Source organism: Amycolatopsis sp. NPDC089917, assembly GCF_040684635.1.
Classification (GTDB): domain Bacteria; phylum Actinomycetota; class Actinomycetes; order Mycobacteriales; family Pseudonocardiaceae; genus Amycolatopsis.
On sequence record NZ_JBFBGL010000016.1, the window covers coordinates 1 to 13,120 of the forward strand.

16 protein-coding genes are annotated in these 13,120 nt (G+C 68.2%); 3 read left to right on the top strand and 13 right to left on the bottom strand.

Features of this window, described 5'->3' with window-relative positions:
* Positions 1–71: 71 nt before the first annotated feature.
* The 3 genes from AB0N89_RS14125 to eccB form a co-directional block, all read right to left on the bottom strand.
* Positions 72–1,223: a WXG100 family type VII secretion target gene (locus AB0N89_RS14125; protein ID WP_364204391.1), complete on the bottom strand. Its 1,152-nt coding sequence runs from the start codon at positions 1,221–1,223 to the stop codon at positions 72–74.
* A 5-nt stretch (positions 1,224–1,228) separates the two neighbouring features.
* Positions 1,229–1,543, bottom strand: a complete 315-nt coding sequence (locus AB0N89_RS14130; RefSeq protein WP_364204393.1) for a hypothetical protein — start codon at positions 1,541–1,543, stop codon at positions 1,229–1,231.
* A gap of 68 nt (positions 1,544–1,611) precedes the next feature.
* Positions 1,612–3,237: a type VII secretion protein EccB gene (eccB, locus tag AB0N89_RS14135; RefSeq protein ID WP_364204395.1), complete on the bottom strand. Its 1,626-nt coding sequence runs from the start codon at positions 3,235–3,237 to the stop codon at positions 1,612–1,614.
* A 486-nt stretch (positions 3,238–3,723) separates the two neighbouring features.
* Between eccB and eccE the strand changes: the two genes are divergently transcribed.
* The 3 genes from eccE (at position 3,724) to AB0N89_RS14150 (ending at position 6,891) form a co-directional block, all read left to right on the top strand.
* Complete coding sequence (gene eccE / locus AB0N89_RS14140; RefSeq protein WP_364204583.1) at positions 3,724–4,959, top strand: type VII secretion protein EccE; 1,236 nt, start codon at positions 3,724–3,726, stop codon at positions 4,957–4,959.
* The gene (locus tag AB0N89_RS14145) at positions 4,956–5,678 is read left to right on the top strand and encodes a hypothetical protein (RefSeq protein ID WP_364204397.1); all 723 of its coding nucleotides are present in this window, start codon (positions 4,956–4,958) and stop codon (positions 5,676–5,678) included. Before eccE ends, AB0N89_RS14145 begins: the two co-directional genes overlap by 4 nt.
* A 253-nt stretch (positions 5,679–5,931) precedes the next feature.
* On the top strand, positions 5,932–6,891 hold the full coding sequence (locus tag AB0N89_RS14150; protein WP_364204399.1) for a hypothetical protein: 960 nt from the start codon (positions 5,932–5,934) through the stop codon (positions 6,889–6,891).
* Here AB0N89_RS14150 and truA read toward each other — a convergent pair.
* The 10 genes from truA to map form a co-directional block, all read right to left on the bottom strand.
* Entirely contained in the window at positions 6,861–7,694 is an 834-nt protein-coding gene (gene truA, locus AB0N89_RS14155) for a tRNA pseudouridine(38-40) synthase TruA (RefSeq protein ID WP_364204585.1), read from the bottom strand. The two genes, AB0N89_RS14150 and truA, sit on opposite strands and share 31 nt — an antisense overlap.
* 73 nt (positions 7,695–7,767) lie before the next feature.
* The gene (rplQ, locus tag AB0N89_RS14160; protein ID WP_364204401.1) at positions 7,768–8,331 is read right to left on the bottom strand and encodes a 50S ribosomal protein L17; all 564 of its coding nucleotides are present in this window, start codon (positions 8,329–8,331) and stop codon (positions 7,768–7,770) included.
* A gap of 75 nt (positions 8,332–8,406) precedes the next feature.
* On the bottom strand, positions 8,407–9,480 hold the full coding sequence (locus AB0N89_RS14165) for a DNA-directed RNA polymerase subunit alpha (protein WP_005166811.1): 1,074 nt from the start codon (positions 9,478–9,480) through the stop codon (positions 8,407–8,409).
* A gap of 127 nt (positions 9,481–9,607) precedes the next feature.
* Positions 9,608–10,213 carry a 30S ribosomal protein S4 gene (rpsD, locus tag AB0N89_RS14170; protein WP_007031054.1) on the bottom strand — a complete coding sequence of 202 codons (606 nt, stop codon included), beginning with the start codon at positions 10,211–10,213 and terminating at the stop codon, positions 9,608–9,610.
* 23 nt (positions 10,214–10,236) lie between these two features.
* Positions 10,237–10,644: a 30S ribosomal protein S11 gene (rpsK, locus tag AB0N89_RS14175; protein WP_004558885.1), complete on the bottom strand. Its 408-nt coding sequence runs from the start codon at positions 10,642–10,644 to the stop codon at positions 10,237–10,239.
* An 18-nt stretch (positions 10,645–10,662) separates the two neighbouring features.
* Complete coding sequence (locus AB0N89_RS14180; protein WP_005166807.1) at positions 10,663–10,848, bottom strand: hypothetical protein; 186 nt, start codon at positions 10,846–10,848, stop codon at positions 10,663–10,665.
* Positions 10,845–11,225: a 30S ribosomal protein S13 gene (gene rpsM / locus AB0N89_RS14185; RefSeq protein ID WP_005166805.1), complete on the bottom strand. Its 381-nt coding sequence runs from the start codon at positions 11,223–11,225 to the stop codon at positions 10,845–10,847. Before rpsM ends, AB0N89_RS14180 begins: the two co-directional genes overlap by 4 nt.
* Before the next feature lie 205 nt (positions 11,226–11,430).
* The gene (gene rpmJ / locus AB0N89_RS14190; RefSeq protein WP_004558882.1) at positions 11,431–11,544 is read right to left on the bottom strand and encodes a 50S ribosomal protein L36; all 114 of its coding nucleotides are present in this window, start codon (positions 11,542–11,544) and stop codon (positions 11,431–11,433) included.
* Between the two features lie 36 nt (positions 11,545–11,580).
* A complete protein-coding gene (gene infA, locus AB0N89_RS14195) occupies positions 11,581–11,802 on the bottom strand; it encodes a translation initiation factor IF-1 (RefSeq protein ID WP_005166804.1) in 222 nt (73 codons plus the stop codon).
* A gap of 537 nt (positions 11,803–12,339) precedes the next feature.
* A complete protein-coding gene (map, locus tag AB0N89_RS14200) occupies positions 12,340–13,116 on the bottom strand; it encodes a type I methionyl aminopeptidase (RefSeq protein WP_364204404.1) in 777 nt (258 codons plus the stop codon).
* Positions 13,117–13,120: the final 4 nt, after the last annotated feature.

The following is a 13,120-nucleotide window of genomic DNA, read 5'->3' on the forward strand; positions in this document are numbered from 1 at the left end:
TTCGCGGGCTAATCGCGATCTGCCCGGGCAGATCGCGATTAGCCCGCGAAAGTCGACAGGCCCTGGGGCACCTACTTGGCGGGCTTGGGTTTCTGAGCCGGCTTGGGCTTCGCCGGGGCATCGTCCTCGCCGATCACGGGCGGGACGACCTGACCGGGCTCACCGACCACATCGGACGGCTTCGAAGCGGGCCGCGTCTTCGACTGGTGCGCGGTCCGGCCACCGCCGCCCGCTCCCATCCCCATCATGGGCGCCATCCCCATCGGCATCATCGCGGATCCCGCCCCGGCGGCCTGCCCCTGAGCCGGAACGGCCTGAACGGGCGCGACCTCCGGGATCGGCGCCTGACCCTGCTCGATCAGCGGCTCGTGCGACCCGGTCTTCCGGCCGTCGGCGGGATCGGCCGCGGACGGCGACGTCGACTGCTCCTCGGGATCGGCGGCAGAATCCGCCGCAGTGGTGGCCTTTTCCTGAGCCGGCGCGCTAGCGGCCTCGGACTCGTCGTTGAGCTTGAACTCGTCCTGCGGGTACCGATGAGTGATCTCGATGCTCCGCGACGCGCCGTCAGGATCGTCGACGCCGTCACAAAGCCGCACGAAGCCCTCGATGACGTTGCGACCGGCTTCGAAGAGCGCCTTGGCCGACTCCTGCGCCTCCTCCAGCTGAGTCCGCGCCCGCCGGACGCCGCCGACCGGCAGCATCGCGGTCTCGGAGGTCAGCTCGGCCGTGTCGACCAGGACCTCGACGAGATCGGTCAGGATGCGTCGGATCGACAGCACCAGCTCGTCGAGCGAACCCGCGAGCGTGGTGAGGGCGTCTTCGACGTCGGTGCCCGCGATCTTGATGTCCCCGATGTAGGCGACGAACGCGTCAGCGTCCTTGCCTGCCCACCCGGCGTCGAGGCGGCCGAGGTCCTCCGACAGTTCTTTCGAGACGGTGCCCGCGGTCGCCGCCGCTTTCCGGAGCCGGTCCGCCTCCTCCTTCAGATCCTCCCAGCGCCCCGCCAGCGGGGTCAGGTAGGCCTCGACGGGGTCGATCAGTCCCAGATGGTCGGACAGTTCGGAGACGAAGGCGAGATGCGGCGCCGCGGCCTCGACCAGGTCACCACCCGACCCCGTCGTGTTTAGCGGGCTAAACACGCTCGGCGCAGGCTCGGGCACGGCGGCGCGGGCGGCCTTCGGGTGCGGGATGGAATCGGTCGGGTTCTCCGACTCGGCGATCATGCGGTTCAGAGCTCCACGGCGCGTTTGATCATCTGGGCGGCCTCGTCGTCGTGTCCGGCGTGCCGCGCGGTCACCGTGTGGAGGGCCTCCGACGCCGACCGCAGCGCGGCCGCGCCTTCCTCCAGCTGACGCCGGATGGCCTCGGCCGCACGTCCGTAAGACGCGCCGAGGCCCAATTCCTCCGCCAGGGCGCCATGGGACTCGACGGTGATGCCGTCCCCGTTCACCTCGGCGGCCGCCAGCTCGAGCTCTCCGGCGGCCGCGTCCACCCGCTTCGCATAGTCAACGACGACGGTGCCGTCGATCTTCAGGCCGGCCACTGCACCCTCCACTCACCCGATACCGCTTGGGCGTTGAGACGCGCGCGCCGTCCCAGGGGTTCCCGCGATCAGTTGCCCGCGGGAGCCTGCTTCGACTGCGTGGCGACCGAGCCCGCCCTGTCGTCGATCGGCACGGTGTCGAAGGTGCGAAGAACGTCCTGCGTGTTCAGCGAAGCACCGGTGGGCAGGATCCTGACGATGGACTCCGGCGCGGGAACACGCTTGTTGAGCCCGATCGAATCCGCCGTCACCGCGTCGGGGACGCCGTAACGGATCCCGCGGTCGGAGATCAGCTGGATCGGCCCCTTGTCGAAGGTCTCCTTGCCGGTCGCCGACTGGACGACGGCCGCGAACCCGGGCTCCATGTAGAAGCTGTTGATCGGCGCGCCGACCGGGCCGGGCGTACCGATCTTGATGCCGGGCGCGGACCCGTCGGCGTTCCTGCCCTTCGGCAGCTTGTCGTCGACGAAGACCGCGGTGTGCCCGTCCCTGCTGGCGCCTTCACCGGTGATGGACCAGCCCAGGCAGGAGACCCGGGAACCCTGGGTCGCGTTGAGGACCGTCGGCACGGTCTGGGGGTAGGCGTTGAGCGCGACGAAGGTGGACTGTCCCTCGGTCACCCGAGTGATGTTGCGGATCTTGCCCTGGGCAACGGACATCACCGAAGTGCTGCCGTCGTTCTTGCCGGTCTGGACGATGTCCGCGACCGCGGACGAAACGGTCTGGATCCCTTCCCGCAGGATGAGGTGGAAGTCCTTCCGGCCGTCGGCCTGCTCCGTGGAGAAGACGTCGCCGACCTTCATGCCTTCGATCTCGTAGTTGGGGCTCTCCCCCTTGCCCAGGACGTCCGGCAGCTTCAGCTCGGGCACCTCGGGAATCGCGTCCAGCAGGCCCTGGGAGATCCCGCGCGGCTGGTCCGGCAGCTTCAGCGCGGCGCGGACGGCGGTCGCGTCCGACTTGATCTCGGCCTTGACGGCGTTGGCGTTCGGCAGGTTGGGGTTCGCCGCCAGCCGGTAGATCAGATAGCTCCGGCCGTTGTTGCCCTTGGCCAGCAGAGCCTCGTTTTGACCGAGCTCACGGCTCCCGAGCTGCTTTACACCCGCGTAGACGGTCGTCTCCGTCTTCGTCAGATCGGGCTGCGGAACCGACGGGTCGTACATGACCTCGTCGCAGACGCCCCATTCCGGGGTGGCGCGCTGGCCTTCCGTCGGCATCAGCTGCGGGCCGTTGGGAATGCCCATGAGCTGGCCGCGCGGGATGTTCTTCAGCTGTTCGTCCGAGACGACTGTGGGGTTCTTCACTTCGGAGGCCTGCTGCGGCCCCGAAGGCTTGTTCCCCGCCTGCTGCGCCCCCTGCTTGGACTGCGCGATGATCAGCAGCCGCGCCGAGGCGAGGTTGAAGGTCGGGACGAGTTTCTTCGGGTTCCCCGCCACGACGTACACCGTTCCGGACTGCTCGCCGATGACGATGTTGCCCGCTTCCGGCACGGAAGGCTTCGGGCTCAGGAGTCCCCAGATGACGAAGACCAGGACGCCCAGTGCGGCCAGCACGACACCCACGATGGTGGCCCGCGTGTGCGTGCGCATCGGGTCGTGGAGCATGACGGCGTCGCGACGGACCAGCGCGGATTGCATCCGGCGCAGAACGAACTGATAAGCCTGAACTTGAGACTTAGTAGTCGGTGTTGATGGCATTCTCGACCTACAGTCCTCCCCGTCGCGGTACGGTTCCGCAGGATAGCCGTACGGGGACCGTCTGGTGTGGGGTTTCTACCAACTCCGGATAGGGTCAGGTTCCTCGGGACCGGCTTTCCGGGTACGCAGCAAGCACGAGGGGAAGAGAAAGCGCGGATGTCCGTCACCACTCCTCCACGTCCGCCCGGCCCTCCGGGGCCGCAACCTCCTGGTCGCCCGCCGGGGCCTCCGCCGAGGCCCGGGAGACCGGGTGGTCCGGGCGGCCCGGCTGGAGGCCCGGGTGGTCCCGGTGTTCCTCGCGGTCCCGGCGGCCCTGGAGGGCCCGGTGGACCGCAGGGTCCCGGTGGTCCGGGAGGACCTGGTGGCCCCAAGGGCCCCGGCGGACCTGGTGGTCCGGGAGGACCTGGCGGGCCTGGTGGCCCGGGCGGTCCTCCGTCCGGCGGCCCCGGTCCGCAGTCCGGCCCTCCGCCCGCTCCGGCGGCACGGATCGCGGCGCCCACGCGGCGCCGGACCGGCGGGATCAACCTCGGCCCGCTGCCCGTCGCGAACCTCGTCGTGCTCGAACTCGGGCTCGCGATCGGCCTCGTCCTGCTCGCGATAAACATGAAGCTGAAGTGGGTCGCGATCGGCGTGCTCGGTTTCGCGATCATCATCGCGTTCTTGCGCTGGGGTGGCCGCTGGTTCACCCAATGGGCCGGTCTCACCATGCGGTACACGCTCCGCTCACACGATCGGGTGGCGAATCCGCTTCCTCCGAGCAGCATCGAGTCGCTCGCCGAAGAAGAGGACGCCGTCACCGGCCCTGACGACGCCCGGGTGAACCTGCTCCGTCTCGCCGTTCCCGATCTCGTCGTCGCGCACGGTGTGGACCACGAACGCCAGCAGGTCGGCCTCGCGTGGAACGACGGGACGTGGACCGCGGTCCTGCTCGTCGAGCCCGCTCCCGCGCTGATCACCCAGGCCGGTGGCGCGCCGAGCCTGCCGCTGTCCGCGCTCGCCCCGTGCCTCGAGGACCGCGGTGTGGTCCTCGACTCGATCCAGATGATCTGGCACTGCTACCCGGGCAGCGCCGCGCTCCCGTCGGACTCGCCGGCGCTCAGCTCCTACATGGAGGTGCTCGGCCCGCTTCCCGCGGCCGCGCGGCGGACGACGTGGGTCGCCATCCGGCTCGATCCGCGCCGGTGCCCGGCCGCCATCCGCGAACGCGGCGGCGGCGTGGTCGGTGCGCATCGCGCGCTGATCGGCGCGCTCTCGCGGGTGCGCAACGCCCTGGAGTCGCAGGGCGTGCCGACCCGGCCGCTCGACCCGGACGAGCTGCTGCGGTCCAGCATCTCGGCCGCGGAACTGACCGCGGTCGCCGGTTCGCCCGCGAAAGTCGGTCTGCAGGAGCGCTGGACCGGCGTCACCGCGGCGGGCATCGGGCACGCGAGCTACGCGATCACCAGCTGGCCGAAGGGCAAGATCAGCGGCAGCCTGAACGCCCTGACCAGTGTCCGCGCGCTGTCGGCGACGGTGGCGATGTCGATCTCGCCGTCCGCCGACGAGGGCAAGATCGGTCTGCGGGGAATCGTCCGCCTGAGCGCGCGGAACCCGCGTGAACTCGAAGCCGCCGACCAGCGGCTGCAGAGTGTCTCGGACAAGCTGGGGGTGGCGCTGACGCCGTTGCGAGGCATGCAGATCTCCGGGTTCTCCGCGACTTTGCCGATCGGAGGCACGGCATGAGCACCCGCATGCGCGACGCCGGCCAGAGCGCCGGTGTCGCCCCGGAATTCACCGTCGACCCGGCGATGCTCGACGCGATCAGCCCGTCCGGCGACCGGGGCGGGATCGTCCTGGGCTCCGGTCTCAAGGGCGAACCGCTGACGATCTCCGCGCTGCGTTCGACGCCGACCCGGATCGTGCTGGTCGGTGGCCTGTACCTGGCTCGGCAGGTGGCGCTGCGGGCGATGGCGGTCGGGGCGTGGGTCGTCGTGGCGACCGGTCGCCCGGCCGCGTGGCAGGTTCTCCCGCAGGCCGCGGGAAACCAGCCCAACGGCAGGCCTTCGCCGCTGGTGCAGATCCGGCGGCTGTCGCCGGTGGACCTCCCGCGTCCTTCCGAGGACGCGCCGCTGCTGGTGGTGACCGACGGTGGCCCGACACCGCAGGACCTGTTCCCGCCGCGTTCGCCTTGGCAGACGACGGTCTACGTGCTGCCGTACCTGCACCCGCAGGCTGGGGCGACCGCGAACGCGGCCGACCTGGTGCTGATGCAGCGGCTCCCGCCGGGGCAGGCCGAACTGGCCGCGCGGATCTGGCGGCTCCCGCCGCAGATGATGAAGCAGCTCACGACGTTGAAGGACGACCAGGTCGTCGCCCTGGGCCGGAACCTCTGGCGTCCGCTTCGCCTGGTCACCACGTCGAAAGAGCAGCAACTGCTGGGCCCAGTACGCCGCGGCGACTGACCTCCGACGGCGACTTTCGCGGGCTAATCGTGCTCTGCGGGGGCATTGTCCACATCGGACAGTGCCCTCGTTTTGCGTCAGGCCCCGCGTCACGATTAGGGGGCTAAAGTCGACCGGCTGCGGGAAGCGGGGCCGGAGTTCGGCGTCAAGGGGCAATCACGCGGACTGTGGATAAGTGGGGGCTTGTGGATAAGTAGGCCCTAAGGGCCAGTGGTGGCCGCGTGCTGTCGGTCTTGTCGATCACCGTGTCGGCATGACCAAACCCTTCGATTCATCTCATCTCCCCGACGTCTTCCGCGGCTCGGTCGCGCGCAAGGCGGGTCTCATCACCGCGAGCCAGCTGCTTGGTTCCAGCGTCCGAAGGCTGTTCCAGGACGTCTACACCCGCGCTGACGTCGAGGTCACACACGAGCTGCGCTGCCGTGGCGCGGCATTGCTCGCGCCTCCGGAAGCCGTGCTGACCGGACGATCAGCCGCGACCGTCCAAGGCGTCGAGCTGGCCAAGCCCCACGACCCGGTCGAGATGGTCGTGCCCGAGAAACAGCGCTTCGGTCCGATAGTCGGCATCAAAGTCCGGCGCACCGAGATCAAGCCCGAAGAATCGAAGCCATGGAACGGCATCCGTATCGCGCGTAAAACCCGGATCGCGCTGGACCTGCTGCTCCGGCTTTCTCCTCGCAAATCCGGGTGGGTGCGACGACTCCGCATCGGCGTCCCGGATCTGGACCAGTTCATGAGGGCCGAAAAGTTGGACGATCTGCATCTCAACAGCGAGTTCTACGGTCGCCGCAATCGGGGAATCCGCTTGGCCAGACACGCTCTACGGCTGTCCGACCCTCGTGCGGAATCGCCCCCGGAATCGGAAGTCCGCATCGTGCTGGCCGCCGGCGGCATCGCGGCGACACCTCAGGTCGAGGTCTTCTCCCGCACAGGCCATTTCATAGCTCGCCTCGACCTCGGCGACAAGAAGTACAAGGTCGCCATCGAATACGACGGCCGATGGCACAACACGCCGGAACAGCGAGCCCACGATCGCAAACGCCGAAGACGCGCGGAGGCCGAGGGCTGGCGCTTCGTCATCGTCACCGCGGAAGACCTGGCGAACGACTTCAAAGGCATCGTCGACGCCGTCTGGCGGGCCCGACGCGGCGCGATTAGCCCGCTAACCGTGCCGTGTCCGGGTCAGGAGGGGGTACGCATAGCGCGCGTTTGATCAGCACGGGCCGCGAGTTCGGTGTCCGGCGGGTAGTCGACGGCCATCAGCGTCAGGCCGTGTGCGGGAGCGACAGCGCTGTCCCGCGTCCGGCTCTCCAGAACGCCACTGGGCCATTCCAACGGACGACGGCCGTCGCCGACCAAAAGCAGTGCTCCCACCAGGCTGCGCACCATCGAATGACAGAACGCGTCAGCGGAGACGTCGACCTCGACAGCGTGCGGCCCGGTCCGCCTCCAGACGAGCTTCTGCAGCTCGCGAATGGTCGTCCCGCCTTCACGCTGTTTGCAGAAGGCCGCGAAGTCCTGAAGCCCCAAGAGAGACTCCGACGCCTCGTTCATCGCGTCGATCGAGAGCGGACGCCCCCAAGCCAGGGTGTCGTGACGCCTCAACGGATCCACGCCCCACGGCGCGTCCGAGACGCTGTAGCGATAGTGACGCCGCACGGCCGAGAACCGCGCGTCGAACCCGGGTGCGGCCACTCGGGCGTCCAGTACCCGCACGTCACCCGGCAGGTACCGATTCCAGCGGTGAAGCATCCGCCCCAGGTCAGGAATGCCCCGCTCGTCCAGTTCCAGGCGACCGGATCGACTTTTGCCCGCTAAAGTCGACACGTCGACGTGGACCACCTGGCCGGCGGCGTGCACACCGGCATCGGTGCGGCCGGCGACGACGACGGACTTCGGGACCGAAGCTCCCGGAGGCTGCTTCGCGAGCGCCTCTTCGAGGACGCCCTGCACCGTGCGCCGTCCGGGCTGCCGCGCCCAGCCGGAGAAATCTGTGCCGTCGTAGGAAACATCCAGACGCAGACGAACGAGCCCGCCCTCCGCAGTGGGAGTGGCGGGCTCGTCCGGGGTGTTCGGTGCCGTCAGGACGTCAGTCCTTCTTGCTGTCCGCGTCCGCGGCGGGGGCGTCAGCGGCCTCGTCGGCGGCGGGAGCCTCGGTGGCCTCCGGAGCCTCGGTGGCGGCCGTGTCGGCAGCCTCAGGGGCCTCAGTGGTCTCCTCGGCGGCCGGGGCGGCAGCCTTCGGCTCGTCCTTGGCGAACTTCGTCTTGCGCGCGGCCTCGGCCTCGGCGGTGACGGTCTTCTCGGCCACCAGCTCGATGACGGCCATGGGGGCGTTGTCGCCCTTGCGCGCCATCGTCTTGGTGATCCGGGTGTAGCCACCCGGACGCTCCGCGAAGAACGGACCGATCTCGGCGATCAGCTTGTGCACGACGTCCTTGTCGCGCACCACGCGCTGGATCTGACGACGGTTGTGCAGGTCGCCCCGCTTCGCCTTCGTGATCAGCTTCTCGGCCAGCGGGCGCACCCGCCGGGCCTTCGCCTCGGTCGTCGTGATCTTGCCGTGCTCGAACAGCTGGGTGGCCAGGTTGGCCAGGATCAGCCGCTCGTGCGCGGGCGACCCGCCGAGACGGGGTCCCTTTGTGGGGGTGGGCATCGGTTCTCCTCGTTCAGCTCACAGCTGGAGGCCGGGGCTCCCCCACCCCTACCGGTGAGGGAGCCGTAGCTGGCCTTACAGCTGCTCCGTCTCTGCGTAGTCCTGGCCATCGTCGTGGCCGTTGTCCGAAATTCCGTCCGTGATGCTGTCGACGCCCTCGGACCAGCCTTCACCGTCGTAGCTGGCCGCGGCCGCGGTCGGGTCGAACCCGGGCGGGCTGTCCTTCAGCGCGAGGCCGAGACCGACGAGCTTGAGCTTGACCTCGTCGATCGACTTCGCACCGAAGTTGCGGATGTCCAGCAGGTCGGCCTCGCTGCGCGAGACCAGTTCGCCGACGGTGTGGATGCCCTCGCGCTTGAGGCAGTTGTACGACCGGACGGTGAGGTCCAGGTCCTCGATCGGCATCGCGTAGGCGGCGATGGTGTCCGCCTCCTGCGGCGACGGGCCGATCTCGATGCCTTCGGCGTCGACGTTCAGCTCGCGCGCGAGACCGAACAGTTCCACCAGCGTCTTACCGGCCGACGCGACAGCGTCCCGCGGCGTGATCGACGGCTTCGTCTCCACGTCCAGGATCAGCTTGTCGAAGTCGGTGCGCTGCTCGACACGGGTCGCCTCGACCTTGTAGGTCACCTTCAGCACCGGGGAGTAGATGGAGTCGACCGGGATCCGGCCGATCTCCGCGCCCGCCTGCTTGTTCTGCAGGGCCGGAACGTAACCGCGGCCGCGCTCGACGACGAGCTCGATCTCGAGCTTGCCCTTGCCGTTCAGCGACGCGATGTGCAGATCCGGGTTGTGCACGGTGACACCGGCCGGGGGCACGATGTCGGCGGCGGTGACCTCACCGGGGCCCTGCTTGCGCAGGTACATGGTGACCGGCTCGTCCTCTTCCGAGGAGACCACGAGCTCCTTGAGGTTCAGGATGATGTCGGTGACGTCTTCCTTCACCCCGGGAACGGTGGTGAACTCGTGCAGCACGCCGTCGATGCGGATGCTCGTCACGGCCGCGCCCGGAATGGACGACAGCAGTGTACGACGCAGCGAGTTGCCGAGCGTGTAGCCGAAGCCGGGCTCCAGCGGTTCGATGGTGAACCGGGAGCGGGTCTCGTTGACCGTCTCTTCGCCGAGAGCCGGTCGCTGGGAAATCAGCATCTTTCCTAATTCCTTTCCAAACGGCGCCCGCCATATGACACCGAAAGGGATGGCGACGCGGCGGCGCATTCTGAACGCCGCCGCGCGAACCCACACCGGGCCGGAGGATCTCCGGCCCGGTGATGGATCACTTCGAGTAGAGCTCGACGATCAGCTGTTCCTGGACCGGAACATCGATCTGAGCGCGCTCCGGGAGCTGGTGGACCAGCACACGGAGGTTGGACGGAACGACCTGGAGCCACGCGGGAACGGGACGCTCGCCGAACGACTCCTTGGCCGCGACGAAGGGCAGCATCGCGAACGACTTCGGCCGCACGTCGATGATGTCCCACTTCGTGACCTGGTAGGACGGGACGTTGACCTTGACGCCGTTGACCAGGAAGTGGCCGTGGCTCACCAGCTGACGCGCCTGACGGCGGGTGCGGGCGATGCCGGCGCGGTAGATCACGTTGTCCAGACGGGACTCGAGGATCTGCAGCAGGTTCTCACCGGTCTTACCGGGACGCCGGACGGCTTCCTTGTAGTACCGGACGAACTGACGCTCGAGAACGCCGTAGGTGTAGCGAGCCTTCTGCTTCTCCTGCGACTGCAGGAGGTACTCGGACTCCTTGATGCGCCCGCGGCCGTGCTGGCCCGGCGGGTAGGGGCGACGCTCGAAAGCCTGGTCGCCGCCGATGAGGTCAACCTTGAGGCGACGCGAAATACGCGTCGCGGGGCCGGTGTAACGAGCCATTTCTTCTTACTCCTCCCCGTTCCTCAGACCCGGCGCCGCTTGGGCGGGCGGCAGCCGTTGTGAGGCTGCGGGGTCACGTCCTGGATGGTGCCGACCTCGAGGCCGGCCGCCTGCAGCGAGCGGATCGCCGTCTCGCGGCCCGAACCCGGGCCCTTCACGAAGACGTCGACCTTCTTCATGCCGTGCTCGGCAGCCTTGCGGGCGGCGTTCTCGGCGGCCATCTGCGCGGCGAACGGGGTGGACTTACGCGAGCCCTTGAAGCCCACGTGACCACTCGACGCCCACGCGATCACGGCACCGGTCGGGTCCGTGATCGAGACGATGGTGTTGTTGAAGGTGCTCTTGATGTGCGCGTGACCGTGCGCGACATTCTTCTTTTCCTTACGGCGGACCTTCTTGGCCCCCGCCGCAGTACGAGACTTCGGTGGCATGTTCTGAGGGTTCTCCTGTTAGCGCGCGTTCTCTTGGTGAGCGGCGACCGCTTCGGCCTGTCCGCGCCGGATGATCGAACCGGCGTCGGTGTACAGGTTGCGGAGCGCCATCGGGCGGGCGTAGAGCGCCTTGGGCGAGACACAAGCCGAGCCGCGGCGGTGAACGCCGCCCATCCGCACGACCTTCTTGCCCTGGACGCTCACTTCTTGCCAGCCTTCTTCTTGCCGGCGACCGTCTTCTTCGGACCCTTGCGGGTGCGGGCGTTCGTCTTGGTGCGCTGACCACGGACGGGAAGTCCGCGACGCCAGCGAAGGCCCTCGTAGCACCCGATCTCGATCTTCCGACGGATGTCGGCGTTCACCTCGCGGCGAAGGTCACCCTCGACCTTGAAGTTCTCCTCGATGTAGACCCGCAGCTTGGCGAGGTCGTCATCGCTCAGATCCTTGACGCGAGTGTCCGCGTTGAGCTCGGCAGCAGCGATGAGCTGCTTCGAGCGGGTACGGCCGATGCCGTAGATGTAGGTCAGCGCGATCTCCAACCGCTTTTCGCGGGGGAGGTCTACGCCAGCGAGTCGTGCCATTGGCGTTGATGCTCCTTCATAGAATTCATCTCCAGGTCTGCTCCCCGTCCGGTCCCGGGACCGACTCGCCTGTCGTGCCCTCGGCTCGCGCTTCGGGTGTCCCGGCCCCGGCCTGAAGTCCGGGGGTGAACCGGGCCGTTCGCACGGCCCGGCAGGTGCGGGGAGATTGTGTAGCCGTCAATCCACTCTGTACGAGTGCGAGTGATCAGCCCTGCCGCTGCTTGTGCCGCAGGTTCTCGCAGATCACCATGATCCGGCCGTGACGGCGGATCACCTTGCACTTGTCGCAGATCTTCTTGACGCTCGGCTGGACCTTCACGTCTCCTGCTCTCCTGCTTGTGCTAACTCGTCGTGATCACTTGTAGCGGTAGACGATGCGACCACGTGACAAGTCGTAGGGCGAGAGCTCCACGACAACCCTGTCCTCGGGCAGGATGCGGATGTAGTGCTGCCGCATCTTGCCGCTGATGTGTGCAAGGACCTTGTGGCCGTTCTCCAACTCGACGCGGAACATCGCGTTGGGGAGCGGCTCGACTACGCGGCCTTCGACCTCGATGGCCCCGTCTTTCTTGCCCATGTCCTCCGCATTTCCTGTCGCTACACTGTGTGATCAGTCAAAGCTTGAGTGCTTGGCTGGGTGGTGCTTCGGCACACTCCTGCCCGGCTCCAATGTCCGTTCGCGAGAATTCACGAGCGCGCAGGATCCGGGCGCGATGAGTACACCGACTTGACAGTGTACGCAACCCGTGTCGTGAGCCCCAAACGGGGGGTAACTGTGTTAGGTGACCCCTGAGCCCGCTGGCAGCGACCTCCACCATCGTACGCCTGCGCCGACCTGCGTTTAGCGGGCTAAACGCGCTGCCGGCGGCGAGTGCCCCGGCGCGCTCGGCGGGTGGAGTGCGCCCGATGGGGGCAGCGGGCGGGCGCCCTGTCGGCGGGCCCGGGCACTGCGCCGACCGGCGGGCGGACTTGCGTTCAGCGGCCTAACCGCGCTCCGGGCGCTTTCGACTTTAGCCCCCTAATCGCGCTCCGGCGATCGCGATCAGAGGGCTAAACGCAGGTCCGGGCGCACTCGCGTTCAGCGGGCTAAACGCGATCCGGGAGGGGTAGGGGGTCAGGAGTCTTCGGGGGCGGTGAGGACCCACGGGCCGTCATCGGTGATGGCGACGGTGTGCTCCCAGTGCGCGGCCCGCGAGCCGTCCGCGGTCACGACGGTCCACCCGTCCTCCAGCTCGACGGTCTCACCGCCGCCACCGGTGAGCATGGGCTCGATCGCGAGCGCCATACCGGTCTTGAGCCGCGGGCCCTTGCCGGGCTTCCCGAGGTTCGGCAGGAACGGGTCCATGTGCATCTGGCGCCCGATCCCGTGGCCTCCGTATTCGACGATCATCCCGTATTCGACGCCGTCGTCCTGACCGGCCTTCTCGGCCGCGGTCTGCACGGCGTGCGAGATGTCCGTGAGCCGTCCACCGGACGACACCGCCGAGATCCCCGCCCACATGGCGGCCTCGGTGGCCGCGGAAAGCGCGAGATCCGCCTTTGAAACCTCGCCGATCGCGAGGGTGACGGCGGAGTCACCGTGCCAGCCGTCGAGGATCGCGCCGCAGTCGACGGAGATGATGTCGCCGTCGCCCAGGACCTGCGTCTTCGACGGGATGCCGTGGACGATCTTCTCGTTCACCGAAGCGCAGATCGACGCCGGGAAGCCGTGGTACCCCTTGAACGAGGGCACCGCGCCGGCGTCGCGGATCGTCTGCTCGGCGAGCTCGTCGAGGTCGGCCGTGGTCACACCCGGCTTGGCGATCTCGCGCACCGCGGTGAGGGTGCGCCAGACGACCAGGCCCGCGGCCCGCATCGCCTGGAGCTCACCAGGGGTCTTAATTTCGATCATGCGC